General features: G+C 58.4%; 13 protein-coding genes and 4 tRNA genes. 13 read left to right on the top strand and 4 right to left on the bottom strand.

Annotation, left to right across the window (positions count from 1 at the left end):
* Positions 1-207: 207 nt before the first annotated feature.
* Entirely contained in the window at positions 208-1,062 is an 855-nt protein-coding gene (gene folD, locus ACQ4MY_RS12940; protein WP_008077717.1) for a bifunctional methylenetetrahydrofolate dehydrogenase/methenyltetrahydrofolate cyclohydrolase FolD, read from the bottom strand.
* 276 nt (positions 1,063-1,338) lie between these two features.
* Between folD and ACQ4MY_RS12945 the strand changes: the two genes are divergently transcribed.
* The 10 genes from ACQ4MY_RS12945 to ACQ4MY_RS12990 all read left to right on the top strand — a co-directional run bounded on the left by ACQ4MY_RS12945 (position 1,339) and on the right by ACQ4MY_RS12990 (position 10,741).
* Positions 1,339-1,415: transfer RNA gene (locus ACQ4MY_RS12945), tRNA-Arg, on the top strand.
* A gap of 32 nt (positions 1,416-1,447) precedes the next feature.
* Positions 1,448-1,523, top strand: a tRNA-His gene (locus tag ACQ4MY_RS12950).
* Positions 1,524-1,581: 58 nt separating this feature from the next.
* Positions 1,582-1,666 (top strand) — tRNA-Leu (locus ACQ4MY_RS12955).
* Between the two features lie 77 nt (positions 1,667-1,743).
* Positions 1,744-1,819: transfer RNA gene (locus ACQ4MY_RS12960), tRNA-His, on the top strand.
* Positions 1,820-2,222: 403 nt separating this feature from the next.
* Positions 2,223-3,533 (top strand): trigger factor, encoded by a 1,311-nt coding sequence (tig, locus tag ACQ4MY_RS12965; RefSeq protein ID WP_008077716.1) that lies wholly within the window; start codon positions 2,223-2,225, stop codon positions 3,531-3,533.
* Positions 3,534-3,625: 92 nt separating this feature from the next.
* Positions 3,626-4,261 (top strand): ATP-dependent Clp endopeptidase proteolytic subunit ClpP, encoded by a 636-nt coding sequence (gene clpP, locus ACQ4MY_RS12970; protein WP_007951559.1) that lies wholly within the window; start codon positions 3,626-3,628, stop codon positions 4,259-4,261.
* 112 nt (positions 4,262-4,373) lie between these two features.
* A complete protein-coding gene (clpX, locus tag ACQ4MY_RS12975; RefSeq protein ID WP_003223632.1) occupies positions 4,374-5,657 on the top strand; it encodes an ATP-dependent Clp protease ATP-binding subunit ClpX in 1,284 nt (427 codons plus the stop codon).
* A 163-nt stretch (positions 5,658-5,820) separates the two neighbouring features.
* Entirely contained in the window at positions 5,821-8,217 is a 2,397-nt protein-coding gene (gene lon / locus ACQ4MY_RS12980; protein WP_008077715.1) for an endopeptidase La, read from the top strand.
* 148 nt (positions 8,218-8,365) lie between these two features.
* The gene (locus ACQ4MY_RS12985) at positions 8,366-8,638 is read left to right on the top strand and encodes an HU family DNA-binding protein (protein ID WP_008077714.1); all 273 of its coding nucleotides are present in this window, start codon (positions 8,366-8,368) and stop codon (positions 8,636-8,638) included.
* 231 nt (positions 8,639-8,869) lie between these two features.
* Positions 8,870-10,741 (top strand): SurA N-terminal domain-containing protein, encoded by a 1,872-nt coding sequence (locus tag ACQ4MY_RS12990; RefSeq protein WP_008077712.1) that lies wholly within the window; start codon positions 8,870-8,872, stop codon positions 10,739-10,741.
* Positions 10,742-11,298: 557 nt separating this feature from the next.
* On the opposite strand, the gene ACQ4MY_RS12995 is transcribed toward ACQ4MY_RS12990, so the two are convergent.
* Positions 11,299-12,504: an MFS transporter gene (locus ACQ4MY_RS12995; RefSeq protein ID WP_440095372.1), complete on the bottom strand. Its 1,206-nt coding sequence runs from the start codon at positions 12,502-12,504 to the stop codon at positions 11,299-11,301.
* Between the two features lie 119 nt (positions 12,505-12,623).
* Between ACQ4MY_RS12995 and ACQ4MY_RS13000 the strand changes: the two genes are divergently transcribed.
* On the top strand, positions 12,624-13,523 hold the full coding sequence (locus tag ACQ4MY_RS13000) for a LysR family transcriptional regulator (protein WP_440095373.1): 900 nt from the start codon (positions 12,624-12,626) through the stop codon (positions 13,521-13,523).
* Positions 13,524-13,615: 92 nt separating this feature from the next.
* Complete coding sequence (locus tag ACQ4MY_RS13005; RefSeq protein ID WP_440095374.1) at positions 13,616-14,488, top strand: DUF2242 domain-containing protein; 873 nt, start codon at positions 13,616-13,618, stop codon at positions 14,486-14,488.
* A gap of 392 nt (positions 14,489-14,880) precedes the next feature.
* Here ACQ4MY_RS13005 and ACQ4MY_RS13010 read toward each other — a convergent pair whose 3' ends face one another.
* Positions 14,881-15,921 carry an AraC family transcriptional regulator gene (locus tag ACQ4MY_RS13010; protein WP_008077698.1) on the bottom strand — a complete coding sequence of 347 codons (1,041 nt, stop codon included), beginning with the start codon at positions 15,919-15,921 and terminating at the stop codon, positions 14,881-14,883.
* A gap of 3 nt (positions 15,922-15,924) precedes the next feature.
* Positions 15,925-17,055, bottom strand: coding sequence for a nitrilase-related carbon-nitrogen hydrolase (locus ACQ4MY_RS13015; protein WP_440095375.1), 1,131 nt, complete (start codon positions 17,053-17,055; stop codon positions 15,925-15,927).
* Positions 17,056-17,263: 208 nt separating this feature from the next.
* Between ACQ4MY_RS13015 and ACQ4MY_RS13020 the strand changes: the two genes are divergently transcribed.
* Complete coding sequence (locus ACQ4MY_RS13020; RefSeq protein WP_440095376.1) at positions 17,264-19,303, top strand: oxidoreductase; 2,040 nt, start codon at positions 17,264-17,266, stop codon at positions 19,301-19,303.
* Positions 19,304-19,347 lie beyond the last annotated feature (44 nt).

The following is a 19,347-nucleotide window of genomic DNA, read 5'->3' on the forward strand; positions in this document are numbered from 1 at the left end:
ATATTCCGTTAGTTTGTAACGGGTTATTTCTTAAAAGCGGCGCATTTTAGGAGTATGGCTGAAGAACTGTCGATGGTTGTTTGAATGACCTGAAAATCTCGTGAAAAGACCTGTAAAAATAGGGGTTTCCGGCGAACGGTTACAGTTTTTTCTCAGGCATGAAAAACCCCGCACGGGGCGGGGTTTTGGTGCTGCAAAAATTACGTCTTAAGCGTGCAGGGTTTCCGCTGCATAAAGCGTATTTTCCAGCAGGCAGGCACGGGTCATCGGGCCGACGCCGCCGGGTACTGGAGTGATCCAGCCAGCACGGGGCAGGGCGGTTTCGTAGACAACGTCACCGACCAATTTGCCGTCGTCCTGACGGTTGATACCGACGTCGACGACGATCGCGCCTTCCTTGATCCATTCACCCTTGACCAGGCCAGGCTTGCCGGCGGCCACCACCACCAGATCGGCGCGGCCGACGTGGCCAGCCAAATCCTTGGTGAAGCGGTGGGTCACGGTGACAGTGCAGCCGGCCAGCAGCAGTTCCATCGCCATCGGGCGACCGACGATGTTGGAAGCACCGACAACCACGGCGTCCAGCCCGTAAAGATCAACACCCGTGCTTTCCAGCAGGGTCATGATGCCTTTCGGGGTGCACGGGCGCAGCAGCGGAATGCGCTGGGCCAGGCGGCCGACGTTATAAGGATGGAAACCGTCGACATCTTTGTCCGGGCGGATGCGTTCCAGCAGTTTTGAGGCGTCCAGGTGCTCGGGCAGCGGCAGTTGCAGCAGGATGCCGTCGATAGCAGGGTCGTCGTTGAGGCGATCGATCAGATCGGTCAGCGCGTCTTGCGTGGTTTCAGAGGGCAGGTCGTAGGCTTGAGAGAGGAAGCCGACCTCTTCACAGTCTTTACGCTTGTGCGAGACATAAACCTGAGAGGCAGGATCGCTGCCGACCAGGATCACCGCGAGGCCGGGAGTACGCAGGCCTTGCTGGCGACGCTCGGCAACTCGTTGGGCGATCTGCTGGCGCAGGCTGGCGGCGATCGATTTGCCGTCGATTAGTTGTGCAGTCATTGCGCGTGATTAACCATCGAGAGGGGAAAAAAAGAGAACGCATTCTCGCATGTCGGGCGGTGAGGGCAAAGGCGCTTGGTCAGCAAATTCCCCTAACTCCTTTAATTAAATGAATTTTTTTCAAAAAAGATTTGACGACCTTTGGAGCGCTCTATACTATTCGTCGCACTTGTCGGGCACAGCCTAGCACTGGTTAAGAAGGTCGAGCGGGATTACGATTCTGCGAAGACTGGAAAGCACTTAGTTTGTAGTCCTTTAAGAGTACAGATTAATAAGGCGCCCGTAGCTCAGCTGGATAGAGCATCCGCCTTCTAAGCGGATGGTCGCAGGTTCGAGTCCTGCCGGGTGCGCCATTAGGCAGCTTTGGCACAAGTAGCGCGATATGGTGGGCGTAGCTCAGTTGGTAGAGCACGGGATTGTGACTCCCGTTGTCGTGGGTTCGATCCCCATCGTCCACCCCATATTTCGAAAAGCGCCAGATTTAACGGTCTGGCGTTTTTGCTTTAAAGAGCTTCATCTGCGGATGTGGTGGAATTGGTAGACACACTGGATTTAGGTTCCAGCGCCGCGAGGCGTAAGAGTTCGAGTCTCTTCATCCGCACCAATTAAAGCTTCATTCGTGCCTTTGGGCTGGTGAGGTTTCAACAAAGAAGTTATTTGGCTTTTTTGTTACGCAATATGGTGGGCGTAGCTCAGTTGGTAGAGCACGGGATTGTGACTCCCGTTGTCGTGGGTTCGATCCCCATCGTCCACCCCATATTTCGAAAGGCGCCAGATTTAACAGTCTGGCGCCTTTTTTGTTTTTGCGGTTTCAAAAGTTGGCGTTTGCTGGCTTTGAGTCGCAGGGAGCGGGGCGCTTCGTCGTATTTATGTTGCTCGATGATGCTGCGCTGTTCGCCGGGCTTGCTTGCAAGGTCGGCCGTCAGGGGGCGATTGGCAGTCCCTTCTATATATAGAAGAGGTCGCCGCAGAGCCCTGGCGTGATTAGTTGTATTCGCCTGTGGGGCGCGCTGCAATCGTGCATCGGTCCCTTTAAATTGCCTGCTGTTTTTTTACCCGTTTTCAGTAGGGTGACTTCTTGAGTTTGACCCACTAGAATGCATGCCCTTGATTCTGGGGTCGGAAACGGCCGGCTAACGTCTGTGCAACGAGGAATATCCATGCAAGTTTCTGTTGAAAATACTACTGCTCTTGAGCGCCGCATGAGCGTCACCGTGCCGGCTGAGCGCATTGAGAGCCAGGTCAACAAGCGTCTGCAGCAGACTGCCCAAAAGGCCAAGATTGCTGGCTTCCGTCCAGGCAAAGTGCCAATGAGCGAAATCAAGCGCCGTTTCGGTGCTGATGCGCGTCAGGAAGCTGTAGGCGACGTGATCCAGTCCTCCTTCTACGAAGCTGTGGTTGAGCAGAAGCTGAACCCGGCGGGTTCGCCTTCGATCGAGCCTAAGTCGCTCGAAGCTGGCAAGGACCTGGAATACGTTGCAGTGTTCGAAGTGTTCCCTGAGTTCACCGTTGCCGGTTTCGACGGCATCACTGTTGAGCGCCTGAGCGCTGACGTGGCTGACGCTGACCTGGACAAAATGCTCGACATCCTGCGCAAGCAGAACACCCGTTTTGAAGTGGCCGATCGCGCTGCCCAGAACGAAGACCAACTGAACATCGATTTCGTTGGCAAGGTTGACGGCGAAGTCTTCGCTGGCGGCTCCGCCAAAGGCACCCAGTTGGTACTGGGTTCCGGCCGCATGATCCCGGGCTTCGAAGAAGGTCTGGTAGGTGCAAAAGCTGGCGAAGAGCGCGTTCTGAACCTGACCTTCCCAGAGGACTATCAGAACCTCGACCTGGCTGGCAAAGCCGCCGAGTTCACCGTGACTGTCAACACTGTCTCCGAGCCTAAGCTGCCTGAGCTGAACGAAGAGTTCTTCGCTCAATTCGGCATCAAGGAAAGCGGCATCGACGGTTTCCGCACCGAAGTTCGCAAGAACATGGAGCGTGAACTGCGTCAGGCGATCAAATCCAAGGTCAAGAATCAGGTAATGGACGGTCTGCTGGCCACCAACCCGATCGAAGTGCCTAAGGCTCTGCTGTCCAACGAAGTTGACCGTCTGCGCGTGCAGGCTGTTCAGCAGTTCGGTGGCAACATCAAGCCTGATCAACTGCCGGCCGAGCTGTTCGAAGAGCAAGCCAAGCGCCGCGTAGTGCTGGGTCTGATCGTGGCTGAAGTGGTCAAGCAATTCGACCTGAAGCCTGACGAAGCTCGCGTTCGCGAAATGATTCAGGAAATGGCTTCGGCTTACCAGGAGCCTGAGCAGGTTGTGTCGTGGTACTACAAGAACGAGCAGCAACTGAACGAAGTGCGTTCGGTTGTGCTGGAAGAACAAGTTGTGGATACTGTTCTGCAGAAAGCTAGCGTGACCGACAAATCGGTCTCTTACGAAGAAGCGGTCAAGCCGGTAGAAGCTCCAAAAGCCGACTGATTGTTTTTGCGTTAAGAAGTACACACATAAGCCAGCCTTCGAGCTGGCTTATGCGTATTCAAGACATAACTATTTGGGAGTGACTGCAGAGCATGTTCCGTAATTCGTATATTCAGCAGAACTCTGATATCCAGGCCGCAGGCGGCCTGGTCCCGATGGTTGTCGAGCAATCTGCTCGTGGCGAACGCGCCTATGACATCTATTCGCGCCTGCTCAAGGAGCGAGTGATCTTTCTGGTTGGTCCGGTAGAGGACTACATGGCCAACCTGATCTGTGCGCAACTGCTGTTCCTTGAAGCGGAAAACCCGGACAAGGACATCCATCTTTATATCAACTCCCCGGGCGGTTCGGTGACAGCAGGCATGTCGATCTACGACACCATGCAGTTCATCAAACCCAACGTATCCACCACTTGCATCGGTCAGGCCTGCAGCATGGGCGCGTTCCTGCTGACCGCAGGCGCTCCAGGCAAACGTTTCTGCCTGCCGAACTCGCGTGTGATGATTCACCAGCCACTGGGCGGTTTCCAGGGCCAGGCGTCGGATATCGAAATCCACGCCAAGGAAATCCTCTTCATTCGCGAGCGTCTGAACACGCTGATGGCCAAGCACAGCGGCCGCACCCTTGAAGAAATCGAGCGCGATACCAATCGCGACAACTTTATGAGTGCAGAAGCTGCGAAGGAATACGGCTTGATCGATGAAGTGATCAACCAGCGCCCCGCTTAAAATAAGCAGCTCAAAATAGGCTTGGTCGGCGAGTCTGTTCGCCAGCGGGCTTGAAAAAGCCCGCAATAGCCTTCATCTTGTGTTGCAAGCCTATCGGATTTGGATCGAACGAATGACTGACACCCGCAACGGCGAGGACAACGGCAAGCTGCTCTATTGCTCCTTCTGTGGCAAAAGCCAGCATGAAGTGCGCAAATTGATTGCCGGCCCCTCGGTCTTTATCTGCGACGAGTGCGTCGACCTGTGCAACGACATCATCCGCGAGGAGGTGCAGGAAGCCCAGGCCGAAAGCAGCGCGCATAAATTGCCTTCGCCTAAAGAAATCAGCGGCATCCTTGACCAGTACGTCATTGGTCAGGAGCGTGCGAAGAAGGTTCTGGCCGTAGCGGTGTACAACCACTACAAGCGTCTGAACCAGCGTGACAAAAAGGCTGACGACGTCGAACTCGGCAAGAGCAACATCCTGCTGATCGGCCCGACAGGCTCCGGTAAAACCCTGCTGGCCGAAACACTGGCCCGCTTGCTGAACGTTCCGTTCACCATCGCTGACGCAACCACCCTCACCGAGGCGGGTTACGTGGGTGAAGACGTCGAGAACATCATTCAGAAGCTGCTGCAGAAGTGCGATTACGACGTAGAGAAAGCCCAGATGGGTATTGTCTACATCGATGAAATCGACAAGATTTCGCGCAAGTCCGACAACCCGTCGATCACCCGGGACGTTTCCGGTGAAGGCGTGCAGCAGGCCTTGCTCAAGTTGATCGAAGGCACGGTCGCTTCGGTTCCGCCGCAAGGTGGCCGCAAGCATCCGCAGCAGGAATTCCTGCAGGTCGACACCCGTAACATTCTGTTCATCTGCGGTGGTGCGTTCTCTGGTCTGGAAAAGGTTATTCAAAACCGTTCCACCAAGGGCGGCATCGGTTTCAACGCCGAAGTGCGCAGCAAGGAAGAGGGCAAGAAAGTCGGTGAATCCCTGCGTGAAGTCGAGCCTGACGATCTGGTCAAGTTCGGTCTGATCCCGGAATTCGTCGGTCGTCTGCCGGTCCTCGCGACGCTGGACGAGCTCGACGAGGCTGCGTTGATGCAGATCCTCACCGAGCCGAAAAATGCTCTGACCAAGCAGTATGCCAAGCTGTTCGAGATGGAAGGCGTGGATCTGGAATTCCGCACCGACGCTCTCAAATCGGTCGCCAAGCGTGCCCTGGAACGTAAAACCGGTGCCCGTGGCCTGCGTTCGATTCTTGAAGGTGTATTGCTCGACACGATGTATGAAATCCCCTCGCAGTCCGAGGTGAGCAAAGTCGTGATCGATGAAAGCGTGATCGAAGGCAAGTCCAAGCCACTGTATATCTACGAAAACAGTGAGCCGACGGCCAAGGCAGCGCCGGACGCGTAAGTGTCCAGTCTGCTGGAATAAAGAAGGGGCCTTCGGGCCTCTTTTTTTTTATGTCGTTTTTTACATCCGCTTTGCGCTTGTTTTTTTCCAGAGCTGCCCCCATCTTGGTTCCAAGCTCAATTCCATCTGATTACGGCCATATGGCCGCCGTAGAGGCGAAATCATGAAGACCACCATCGAATTGCCTCTCCTGCCATTGCGTGATGTCGTGGTTTATCCGCACATGGTTATCCCGCTGTTCGTGGGGCGCGAGAAATCCATCGAAGCCCTCGAGGCCGCGATGACGGGCGACAAGCAGATTCTTCTGCTGGCCCAGAGAAACCCGGCTGACGACGATCCCGGTGAAGACGCTCTCTATCGCGTAGGTACTATCGCTACCGTTCTGCAACTGCTCAAGCTGCCTGACGGCACCGTCAAGGTGCTGGTCGAAGGTGAGCAGCGCGGTACCGTCGAGCGTTTCAGCGAAGTCGACGGCCACTGCCGCGCCGAAGTCTCGCTGATTGAAGAAGTCGACGCTGCCGAGCGCGAATCCGAAGTGTTCGTGCGCACGCTGCTGTCGCAGTTCGAACAATATGTACAGTTGGGCAAGAAAGTCCCGGCTGAAGTCCTGTCGTCGCTCAACAGCATCGATGAGCCGGGTCGCCTGGTCGACACCATGGCGGCGCACATGGCGCTGAAAATCGAACAGAAGCAGGAAATTCTCGAAATCATCGATCTGTCGGCCCGGGTCGAGCACGTCCTGGCGCTGCTGGATGCCGAGATTGATCTGCTGCAAGTCGAAAAACGCATTCGTGGCCGCGTCAAAAAGCAAATGGAGCGCAGCCAGCGCGAGTACTACCTGAATGAGCAGATGAAGGCCATTCAGAAAGAACTCGGCGACAGCGACGAAGGCCACAACGAGATCGAAGACCTGAAAAAGCGCATCGACGCTGCCGGTCTGCCAAAAGACGCACTGGCCAAAGCCACGGCCGAGCTGAACAAGCTCAAGCAAATGTCGCCGATGTCCGCAGAAGCCACCGTGGTGCGCTCCTACATCGACTGGCTGGTGCAAGTGCCGTGGAAGGCCCAGAGCAAGGTGCGCCTGGACCTGGCGCGGGCTGAAGACATTCTCGACGCCGATCACTACGGCCTCGAAGAGGTCAAGGAGCGCATCCTTGAATACCTCGCCGTGCAAAAGCGCGTGAAGAAAATCCGTGGCCCGGTGTTGTGCCTGGTCGGTCCTCCGGGCGTGGGTAAAACCTCGCTGGCCGAGTCGATCGCTCACGCCACCAACCGTAAATTCGTGCGCATGGCCCTCGGTGGCGTGCGTGATGAAGCGGAAATTCGTGGTCACCGCCGGACTTACATCGGTTCGATGCCGGGAAGATTGATTCAAAAGATGACAAAGGTCGGCGTGCGCAACCCGCTGTTCCTGCTCGATGAAATCGACAAAATGGGCAGCGACATGCGTGGCGATCCGGCCTCGGCGTTGCTGGAAGTGCTCGATCCAGAGCAAAACCACAACTTCAACGATCACTATCTGGAAGTCGATTACGACCTGTCGGATGTGATGTTCCTGTGCACCTCGAACTCGATGAACATTCCGCCGGCGCTGCTCGACCGGATGGAAGTGATCCGTCTGCCGGGCTATACCGAAGACGAAAAGATCAACATCGCCGTCAAATACCTCTCGCCAAAACAGATCGCCGCCAACGGCCTGAAGAAAGGCGAGCTGGAATTCGACGCAGAAGCGATCCGCGACATCATCCGTTATTACACCCGTGAAGCCGGTGTGCGTGGTCTTGAACGTCAGATCGCCAAGGTCTGCCGCAAGGCTGTGAAAGAACACGCGCTGGAAAAACGCTTCTCGGTGAAAGTGACAGCTGATGCGCTGGAACATTTCCTCGGCGTGCGTAAATTCCGCTACGGTCTGGCTGAACAGCAAGATCAGATCGGTCAGGTCACAGGCCTCGCCTGGACTCAGGTCGGCGGTGAATTGCTGACCATCGAAGCCGCTGTCGTGCCGGGTAAAGGTCAACTGATCAAAACCGGCTCGCTGGGTGATGTAATGGTCGAATCGATCACTGCAGCCTTGACCGTGGTGCGCAGCCGCGCGAAAAGCCTGGGCATTCCGGTGGACTTCCACGAGAAGCGCGACACGCACATTCACATGCCGGAAGGGGCGACGCCGAAAGACGGCCCTAGCGCTGGTGTCGGCATGTGCACGGCCCTGGTGTCGGCATTGACCGGCATTCCAGTGCGCGCCGATGTTGCCATGACCGGTGAAATCACTTTGCGTGGTCAAGTGCTGGCGATTGGTGGTCTGAAGGAAAAACTGCTCGCGGCACACCGTGGCGGAATCAAGATTGTGATTATTCCTGAAGAGAACGTGCGTGATCTCAAGGAGATTCCGGACAACATCAAGCAGGATCTGCAGATTAAACCGGTTAAATGGATTGACGAGGTCCTGCAAATTGCGCTGCAATACGCGCCGGAGCCCTTGCCGGATGTGGCTCCGGAGATAGTTGCCAAGGATGAAAAACGTGAGTCTGATGCTAAGGAAAGAATTAGCACGCATTAGTATGCTTTTGCCTGGGTGGCTTCCTTGACAGCTTTTTAGAGCCCTTGTTATAAAGCGGCTCTTAAGTGTCTGTAGGCCATTCAGCACTCGTTTTTGCTTTCACCAAAAAACTTAGAATCATCTCAAAATAGATATAAGGGGACTTAGAGTGAACAAGTCGGAACTGATTGATGCTATCGCTGCATCCGCTGATATCCCGAAAGCTGCTGCTGGCCGTGCGCTGGACGCTGTAATCGAATCCGTCACTGGCGCTCTCAAGGCTGGCGACTCCGTTGTTCTGGTTGGTTTCGGTACTTTCTCCGTGACTGATCGTCCAGCTCGCGTTGGTCGTAACCCACAGACCGGCAAGACGCTGCAAATCGCTGCTGCTAAAAAACCAGGTTTCAAAGCCGGTAAAGCACTGAAAGAAGCGGTTAACTAAGTTCGTTACAAGTTTTTACCCATCCGGGTCGGGGTTATCCCTGACTTGGCAGCGGAGCGGTAGAGCAGGTCGCTGAAACAGGCGCCTGTAACGCCGGGATCGAGGGTTCGAGCCCTGTCCGCTCCGCCAGTTACGAGAAGGCGCATCCTCGGATGCGCCTTTCTTCTATCCGGATTCTACCCACGCTCCACGGTTGCCAAATTTTGAAGTTCAACCGTTTCTGGGGGACGCATGCTGCAGAATATCAGGGACAATTCACAAGGCTGGATTGCCAAGACCATTATCGGGGCCATCATTTTGTTGATGGCTTTGACCGGTTTCGACGCCATTTTCCAGGCCGCCACTCACAAGAATGAGGTGGCCAAGGTCAATGGTGAAGAAATCAGCCAGAACGAGCTGAGCCAGGCCGTTGATATGCAACGCCGCCAGCTGATGCAACAGCTGGGCAAAGACTTCGACGCCTCATTGCTCGATGAAAAAATGCTCCGCGAATCGGCCCTCAAGGGTTTGATCGATCGCAAGCTGTTGCTGCAAGGCGCGGAACAATCGAAATTCGCTTTCTCTGAAGGCGCACTGGATCAAGTGATCCTGCAGACGCCTGAATTCCAGGTGGACGGCAAGTTCAGTTCCGAGCGTTTCGATCAGGTCATCCGTTCGCTGGGCTACAGCCGTATGCAATTCCGCCAGATGCTGGCTCAGGAAATGCTGATCGGCCAACTGCGTGCCGGTATCGGTGGCAGCGGTTTCGTCACTGACGCCGAAGTCCTGGCATTCGCCCGTCTGGAGAAGCAGACCCGCGATTTCGCCACCCTCAACATCAAGGCCGATCCGGCTGCGGTCAAGCTGACCGATGATGAGGTCAAGGCTTACTACGACGAGCACGCCAAGGAATTCATGACCCCTGATCAAGTGGTCATCGATTATCTGGAGCTGAAGAAGGCTTCGTTCTTCGATCAGGTCACCGTCAAGGACGAAGACCTGCAGGCGGCGTATCAGAAAGAGATCGCCAACCTGTCGGAACAGCGTCGTGCGGCGCACATTCTGATCGAAGTGAACGACAAGACCACCGAAGCTCAGGCCAAGGCGAAGATCGAAGACGTCCAGGCGCGTCTGGCCAAGGGCGAGAAATTCGAAGCGCTGGCCAAAGAGTTCTCGCAGGACCCGGGTTCGGCCAACAATGGCGGTGACCTCGGTTATGCCGGTCCTGGCGTTTACGACCCGGCCTTCGAAAAAGCCCTGTACTCGCTGAACAAAGACCAGGTGTCCGAGCCGGTGCGTACCGACTTCGGTTTCCACCTGATCAAGCTGCTGGGCGTTGAAGCCCCTGAAGTGCCGACCCTGGCCAGCCTGAAAGACAAACTGACCCGCGATCTGAAAGCGGCACAGGTCGAGCAGCGCTTCGTCGAGGCGACCAAGCAACTGGAAGACTCCGCGTTCGAATCGTCCGACCTGGCCCAGCCAGCGGCTGATCTGAAGCTGACCGTACACACCTCCAAGCCGTTCGGCCGTGAAGGTGGCGAAGGTGTTGCGGCCAACCGCGCTGTAGTCACTGCTGCATTCAGCACTGAAGTGATTGATGAGGGTGCCAACAGCACCGCCATCGAGCTGGACCCGGATACCGTGATCGTGCTGCGCGCCAAGGAACACCTGAAGCCTGCGCAACTGCCTCTGGAAAGCGTGAGTGCGGCCATTCGCACGCAGTTGACCAAAGAGCACGCCAGCGCTGCAGCCAAGACCAAAGCCGAGAAGCTGATTGCTGATCTGCGCGATGGCAAGGCGCCGCTGGACAAGGCAATTGAAGGCCAGACCTGGAAAACCACCGCAGCGGCCACCCGTGCTCAGGAAGGTGTTGATCCGGCGGTGCTGCAAGCGCTGTTCCGCATGCCGAAACCGGCTGCCAAGGACAAACCGACGTTCAGCAACGTCACGCTGCCAGACGGTAGTTTGATGATTGTGCGTTTGAACGGCGTTAACGAAGCGGCTGCACCGACTGAGGAAGAGAAGGTTCAGTACCGTCGCTTCCTGGCTTCGCGTGAAGGTCAGCAGGACTTCGCGGCGTTCCGCAAGCAGTTGGAAGCTCAGGCAGAGATCAAGCGGTATTGATCGCTGAGTGAGTGTTCAGATAAAAAGCCCCGGCTCGTGAGTCGGGGTTTTTTTTTGGGTTTGGATTGGGGGGTATATCCGTTGCTGCGGTTATGGCTGCTTAGGGTTCCGCCCTTACGGCGGGTCACTTTGGCAAACGCCCCAAAGTAACCAAAGGTCTATGCCCTGACGTTCGGCCCGCTCGCTGGGGCTCGGGGTTCCTTCGCTCCGGGATCGATCCGGGGGGCATCGCCTCCGGTTTGCTGCGCTGCACCTCCTCTCGATGTGTTCGACTTCGTCGAACGGTCGCTGCGCTCCCACCCCGGATCAATCCCTCCACTCAGCCTGCCGACGGGCCTTCAGATCAAAAGCTGCACCCGAGCTTGCGCTCATCGTGTTGAGTGGTGAGGGGCAGGGGTGGTGCGCATTATGCTTTCGCTCTTCTGTGGGAGCTGGCTTGCCAGCGATGGCGGCCTGAGATCCGACCCGTTTCCTACTGGTGTACCCGCTCCAACTGTAGGAGTGAGCCTGCTCGCGATAGCGTCCTCACTGCCCACCATTCCCCAACATGCCTCGCCCTAACCAGCGCTCGGAAATCCATGGACTTTGGCCCTGAGCGTCGCCCACAGACTAAGCACTAACAGCGCAGCGACGATCCACGGAAACGCCCCGACGCCTGGATTCTCCAGCAGTAAGCCACCCAACAGCCCACCGCCGGCTATCCCGACATTCCACAATGTCACCAGCATCGATTGCGCGGTATCAGCGGCCTCTTTTGCGGTTTTCGCAGAAGCGGTTTGCAGCAGTGATGGCATTGCGCCGAAAGCCAGTCCCCAGACAGCGGTGGCGAAGTAAATCACGCCGGGCGATTCACGCCATACGCCGAGCGCAATCGAGGCCAGCATGAACAGCCCTGCACTGATCAGCACCAGTTCGCGTAGCCAGCGGTCGATCAGGCTGCCGACGATCCACAGGCTCAGTACCGACGCGAGGCCGAATACCAGCAACACCCGGTCGACACTCTCGGCAAGCCTGGACGGTTGCAGAAACGGCGCGATGTAGGTGTACAGCAAGTTGTGTGCGACGACGTAGGACAGGGTAACGAACAGCACGGATCGCACGCCCGGCAGGGTAAAGACCTGACGCAAGGGCAGGCGTTGGCTGGCGCGTTCACCGGCGAAATCCGGCACTTGCCAGCGTACCCAGATGACCAGCAGCACGGTCAGCCCGGTCATGATCGCAAAGCTGAGGCGCCAGCCCACCACGGTGCCGAGCAACGTGCCGGCCGGGATGCCCAGCGACAGCGCAAGGGGCGCGCCGAGCATCGCCACTGTGATGGCGCGACCCTGCAGGTGCGGTGCAACCATGCGGCTGGCGTAGCCTGCCAGCAGCGCCCAGAGCAGTCCGGCGAAGACGCCGGCGATCAGGCGGGCGATCAGGGTCAGCCAATACAGGTCTGATACGGCGGTGATGATGTTGGCGATCGCGAAGCCGCCGATCGCTGTCAGTAGCAGAGGCCTGCGTCGCCAGCCGCGGGTGGCGATCGTCAGCGGAATTGCCGCCAGGATCGAGCCGATGGCGTACAGGGTGACCAATTGCCCGATCAATGCTTGTGAGACGTTCAAGCCCTCGCTCATTTGCGGCAGCAGGCCGGCCGGCATGGCTTCGGTCATCACTGTGATGAATCCGGCGGTTGCCAGCGCGAGCAATGCGCCGAGGGGTAAACGTTCGCGGGTCTGGAGCGAGTCATCCAGTGCGGTACAGGTCAGTGGGGCGTCGTTCATGAGCCGGCATCCATGTGCAGAAGGGGACGAAGGCTACAGGGTAGGGCGCTGCGCAGCGGCGAAAAACAGGTTAAGGTTCCGAACATATCGGACACGGATGTCTTCAATGGAGGTGAGGGATGGATAGCCTGGGCAGTATTTCGGTGTTTGTGCAGGTCGCCGAGACGCGCAGCTTTACCGAGGCCGGTAGGCTGCAAGGCGTGTCGTCTTCGGCCGTGGGCAAAAGCATCGCGCGGCTGGAGGCGCGGCTGGGTGTGCGTTTGTTTCATCGCACCACCCGCAGCATCACGCTGACCAGCGAGGGCGCGCTGTTTCTTGAGCGCTGTCGCAAGATTCTGGCGGAAGTCGAGGCGGCGGAGTTCGAGCTGTGCGACGCCGCCGCGCAGCCTCACGGCAAGTTACGCATCAGCCTGCCGCAGGTGCATGGACTGGTGATGCCGGTCATGAACGAGTTCATGACGCTCTACCCACAGATCGAACTGGATCTGGATTTGACCGATCGCATGGTCGATGTGGTCGAAGAGGGCTTTGACGCGGTGATTCGCACCGGCAAGCCGCGTGATTCGCGCTTGATGGCGCGGCCACTGGGTGAATTTCATATGGTGCTTGTGGCCAGCCCGGTTTATCTGCAGCAGCGCGGCACACCGCAAAGTCCCGCCGATCTGGCCGATCACGCCTGTTTGCGGCACACCTTTCACGCCACCGGCAAGTTGGAGCTCTGGCCACTGCGGCGCGAGGAGGGCAGTGCCGAGCCGATGTTGCCGACGCGGCTGGTCAGTACCTCCATCGAGGCGGTCAACCACGCGGCACTGGCCGGCATGGGCATTGCCTGTCTGCCTGATTTCATGACACACGATGACGTGACCCAAGGACGCTTGCAGCGGGTGTTGGAGGCTGATGTCGAGCACGTCGGGCAATTCTGGCTGCTGTGGCCATCGAGTCGCCATGCCACGGCAAAATTGCGGGTTTTTATCGATCATTTATCCGCGCGACTTTTTCCCGCCATTGAAGGTCGATAGAGTTGTAAGCGTTTCAAGACACTAATCCATACGCCGCGGGGCTGCGATCTGTTGCACAATACGCCCCGGACTGTTTTCCCTCAGGATGTTTAATGTTGATTTCCACTCCCTTGCGTGTTGTCGGGTTAGCGTTGTTGGTGGCTGCAGTGGCCGGCTGTTCGAAAGACAAGCCGATGTACGAGCATGAGAACTTCGATGACTCCGGTACGTTCTCGCGCAACTATCCGGTGACCGACGCTACCAGTTGTGAAGCGGCGCGCCGCGCCTTGCTCAGTCAGGGCTACATCATCACCAGCAGTGATCCGAAGCTGATCAGTGGCCACAAGAGTTTTCAGCAAACCGGCGATACGCACATGGAGATCAGCTTCAATGTGGTCTGTGCCGAAGACAGCAGCGGCAAGCATCACGCGACCATGTTCGCCAACGCCCTGCAGGATCGCTATGCGCTGAAGAAAACCAACAACTCCGCCAGCCTCGGTGTCGGTGTGCTGGGCTCGGTGTCGATGCCGATCGGCTCCTCGGACGACTCGATGGTCAAGGTTGCCAGCGAAACGGTGACCTCGCAGAAGTTCTATGAACGATTCTTCACCCTGGTCGAGCTGTTCCTGCCGGCCGATGCGAAGAAAGCGGCGCATATCGAAGAAAAACCGAAGACCGACCTTGGTGTGCCTGAGCCGAAACCTGCGCCAGCGCCCGCTGCGTTGGTGCCGACACCTGCGGCCGAGCCAGCAGCAACCCCCGCAGCGACACCCGCTACGGCGGCCGAACCGGCTCCGGCCCCGGCTGAAGTAGCCCCTGTGAGTTCTGAGCCCGTTGTGCCGCCCGCCGAGACTGCGCCGATCACCCCGGCACCCGCCGCAGAACCCGCGCCGGCAGCCCAGACCGAGGTCATCACGCCGCCGGCCAATCCGGACATCCCGCCGCCGTCCGAGCCCATCCCGGCGATGCCGCCCTCCGGCCAATAACCCGATCGCCCTGTAGGAGCTGCGGCACGCTGCGATCTTTTGATGTTGTTTTTAAAGGCAAGATCAACAGATCGCAGCGTGCCGCAGCTCCTACGAGGGATTCGTGACATTCCCCTGACAAAATTCTCGCGATAAATTCCTGACCGTCTGCTACGTTTTATTGATGAAGGCCATGTTTCATTTTTCCTTCACACGGGCACTTTATGCTCGGGGCACGGGTCGATTGATCAGGCCATTTTCAGCGAGCAGCAGGGGGATTACACGATGGACGACTATCAAGAAGAACTGCTCGAGTACCAGGCTTTTGAACTGGATCCGCCGGAGCCTGCGGAAGACGCTACCGAGCTGTAAGCGCTTGCTTGCCGCTTGTGGCTGTCGGCTTGCAGCTGCCTTTATGCCGTTTTGCGGTGACTGCGGCGGAATTCGCCCGGGGTCTGACCGCTCCAGCGTTTGAATGCGCGCTGGAACGCTTCGGCTGAGGCAAACCCCAGCAGGTAGGCGATCTCACCGAACGCCAGTTCCGTGTCGCGGATGTAGGTCATCGCCAGGTCACGGCGAGTGTCATTGAGGATCGCGCGAAACTGCGTGCCTTCCTCGGCCAGTTTGCGCCGCAACGTCCAGGTGGGCAGCTTCAGGCGTGCCGCCACTTCTTCCAGGTCGGGTTCCCGGCCACCATTCAACAATGGCCCCAACAACTGCGTGATGCGTTCGCGCAGGCTGCGAGTGCGGGTCAGTTGTTCCAGTTCGCGTTCACACAATTGCAGCAGGTGCCGCCAGGTGCTTGGGCAATGTTGCGGGTTGCGTTGGGCGAGGCTGCTCAGGCTCAGGCGCAATTGATTGCGCTCGGCGCCGAACTGCAGCGGGCAATCGCCCAGTGCGGTGTAGGCGTCGCGGTAATCCGGTTCGTCGAATTCAATGTCGATGCGCTCGGCTCGCAGCGATTCGCCGCTGACGCTCGACAACTGATGCAGCCAGCCAGCAATAATCGAATCCACCACGAAGCGGTTATAGGCGTTGTATGGGCTGATCGAATAGAAACGCAGCCACGCGCCATTCGCGTCTTCGTGAAAACTCGACTGGCCGCGATAGTTGGAGCCGTACAACGGTTCGAAACGGATCAGGCAGCGTGCCGCCTCGCGCACGGTCGGGGCTTGCGCGGCGGTCACCCCGGCCAGCCCGGCCTGACTCAAGCGACTGAGCTGGCCCATGCGCAGCCCCAACGCAGGATCGCCGGTCAACTGAATCGCCGCGTGTCCCAAACGCATGTAGCGCGGAATAGACAACCGCGCGCCAGCTTCCGCCAGTCGCGCGGTATCCAGACCGTATTGCTCCAGCAGCGGCAGAGGGTCGGCGTCATGGCTGCGCACTGCATCGGCGAGGCTATGGACAAAGCCCACCGACAAATCCCCAAGGCGCATCGGCAGCGGCTTCATGGTTTACAACCAGATATTCAGCAAACGCGCGCCACGCGCTTCGCCGTCGGCGAACTGTTGGCCGTTGCTGCTGAGGAAACTTTGCCCTGAACTCAACTTGTCCCAGAACTGCCCGCGCAGGAATACGCTGATGCCGGCGATCGCCCGGCTGCTCGGCGGTTGCGCGGTCAAGGTCAGACGATGCCAGGCCTGGCCTTCGCTGACTTCGCCGGGCTTGAGGCTGATCGAGCCCGGCGTGCTGGAACCCTTGTAGCCGCCCCACGGTTGATCCCACACGTTATGACCGACGACAAACGCCGGCACGGCGATCAGTTGCGCGCCTTGCTCGTCGAGTTTGCGGTAATTGTCCGGGTACCAGCTGTCGCTGCCGATCAGGATGCCAAGGCGTCCGGCGGGGGTGTCGACCACGTTGATGGCGTGCTTGTCTTCAGCCTCGATCACGTCGCGCTGATCGAAGATCGGGTGCATCTGCCGCTGCGGTTGCCCGAGCGGCACGCCGTCGCGGCCAAACACCACGCTGCTGTTGAACAAGGCGCCGCTACCCGGCTTGAGCTGGCCATCGCGGATACTCGGCTCGGGCAGCACGATGGAGCCGGCCACCAGCGTTACGTGAAACTCTTTGGCCAAGCCACCGAACAGCACCTGGTAATCCTTGGCCATGTCTTTGGACTTCATGCGCAGGTGCGCATCATCCAGGCGACTGCTGCCCTTGGCGCTCAGCCAGGCGCGGGCAAACAGCAGCGGATTGCTTGCTGCCAGCCAGTTCATCGCTTCGGCGAGGGTCGGCGCCTGATAAAGCTCATCTTTTTCGCCGCTGATCATCAGCCAGGTGCCGACGTGCTCGGGCAACACGACCACGGTTTTGTCGTTCAACAAACCCTGATCCTGCGCTTGCTGCAAATAAGCGGCGAGCTTGCGGTGCAGGCGCTCCGGGCTTTGATAGTCGGTGGGGAAGAGTTCGGGCTGGATGCCCAAGAGATTGCCACGGTCGGCGGGTGTGCCCTGATCGACCGCGAGTTTGATGCGCAGGTCGGACAGGTAATGTCCCGCCGGGCGGTCCGCCGCCCACATGGCGTAGGAAGCAAGGACGGCCACGAGGGCCATGGAAAACGTCAGATACAAAAGTTTGCGCATGAAAACCAACAACAGCCGGGTACAGGGTGTGGCGACTAGGGTAGGGCGCATGGCGCCGGTTGCCAAGGGGCGCTGCGCATTTGGATCAATAAGTTGTCAGTTACGGTCATTGAGTGACAGCAGTGCGACTCTTAGTCTGTGCCACATGACTGACGGGGGACGCAGAGCTCCCGCAACTTTTCCGTGATTGCTCGTTGTGGAGTTACCGATGACCGCCGCTCATTACCCGCACCTGTTGGCCCCGCTGGATCTGGGATTCACCACGCTGCGCAACCGCACCCTGATGGGCTCGATGCACACCGGCCTGGAAGAAAAACCGGGCGGCTTTGAACGCATGGCCGCGTACTTCGCGGAACGTGCGCGCGGCGGTGTTGGCCTGATGGTCACCGGCGGCATTGGTCCGAACGACGAGGGCGGTGTCTACTCCGGCGCGGCCAAGCTGACCACCGAAGAGGAAGCGCTCAAGCACCGCATCGTCACCCGCGCGGTGCACGACGCGGGCGGCAAGATCTGCATGCAGATTCTCCACGCCGGCCGTTATGCCTACAGCCCGAAACAAGTGGCACCGAGTGCGATTCAGGCGCCGATCAACCCGTTCAAACCGAAAGAGCTGGACGAGGAAGGCATCGAGAAGCAGATCAGTGATTTCGTCACTTGCTCGGTGCTGGCGCAAACCGCCGAGTACGACGGCGTCGAAATCATGGGCTCGGAAGGTTATTTCATTAACCAGTTCCTTGCCGCGCACACCAACCATCGCACCGACCGCTGGGGTGGCAGCTACGAAAACCGTATGCGTCTGCCGGTGGAAATCGTCCGCCGTGTGCGCGAAGCGGTGGGCCCGAATTTCATCATCATTTTCCGTCTGTCGATGCTCGACCTGGTCGAGGGCGGCAGCACGTGGGATGAGATCGTCACCCTGGCCAAAGCCATTGAGCAAGCCGGCGCGACCATCATCAACACCGGCATCGGCTGGCACGAAGCGCGCATTCCGACCATCGCTACCAAAGTCCCGCGTGCGGCGTTCAGCAAGGTCACGGCCAAGCTGCGCGGATCGGTGAACATTCCGTTGATCACCACCAACCGCATCAACACCCCGGAAATCGCCGAGCAGATTCTCGCTGAAGGCGACGCCGACATGGTCTCGATGGCGCGGCCGTTCCTCGCCGATCCGGACTTCGTCAACAAGGCTGCTGAAGGGCGCGCAGACGAGATCAACACCTGCATCGGTTGCAACCAGGCGTGCCTCGATCACACCTTTGGCGGCAAGCTGACCAGTTGCCTGGTCAACCCGCGTGCCTGCCACGAGACCGAACTCAATTATCTGCCGGTGCAGCAGATCAAGAAGATTGCCGTAGTCGGCGCCGGCCCTGCCGGTTTGTCTGCCGCCACCGTGGCCGCCGAGCGTGGCCATCAGGTCACTCTGTTTGATTCGTCCAGCGAAATCGGCGGCCAGTTCAACATCGCCAAGCGCGTGCCGGGCAAGGAAGAGTTCTTCGAAACCCTGCGCTACTTCAAGCGCAAGCTGCAGACCACCAATGTCGAGGTGTGCCTGAATACCCGCGTCGACGTGACGAAACTGGTTGAAGGCGGCTATGACGAAATCATCCTTGCCACCGGCATTGCGCCGCGTGTGCCGGCGATTCCGGGCGTCGAGAATGCCAAGGTGTTGAGTTACATCGACGTCATTCTTGAGCGCAAACCGGTGGGCAAGCGCGTGGCGGTGATCGGCGCCGGCGGTATCGGTTTCGACGTGTCGGAATTCCTTGTTCACGAAGGTGTGGCCACCAGCCAGGATCGTGCCGCGTTCTGGAAAGAGTGGGGCATCGACACGAAATTGGAAGCCCGCGGTGGCGTGGCCGGGATCAAAGCGGCGCCGCATGCGCCGGCCCGGGAGGTGTTCCTGCTGCAGCGCAAGAAAACCAAGGTTGGCGATGGTCTGGGTAAAACCACGGGCTGGATTCACCGTACCGGTTTGAAGAACAAGCATGTGCAGATGCTCAACAGCGTTGAATACCTGGGCATTGATGATGACGGTCTGCATATTCGCATTGGCGAAACCGGCGAGCCGCAACTGCTGGCGGTGGACAACATCGTGATTTGCGCCGGCCAGGATCCGCTGCGTGAGCTGCACGACGGCCTGGTCGCGGCGGGGCAGAATGTGCACCTGATCGGCGGCGCCGATGTCGCGGCAGAGCTGGATGCCAAGCGCGCCATCAACCAAGGCTCGCGCCTCGCCGCTGAACTGTAAGCACCTATGTAGGAGCTGCCGCAGGCTGCGATCTTTTGATTCTG

The organism is Pseudomonas sp. SM4 (assembly GCF_051913165.1).
In the GTDB taxonomy this organism is placed as follows: domain Bacteria; phylum Pseudomonadota; class Gammaproteobacteria; order Pseudomonadales; family Pseudomonadaceae; genus Aquipseudomonas.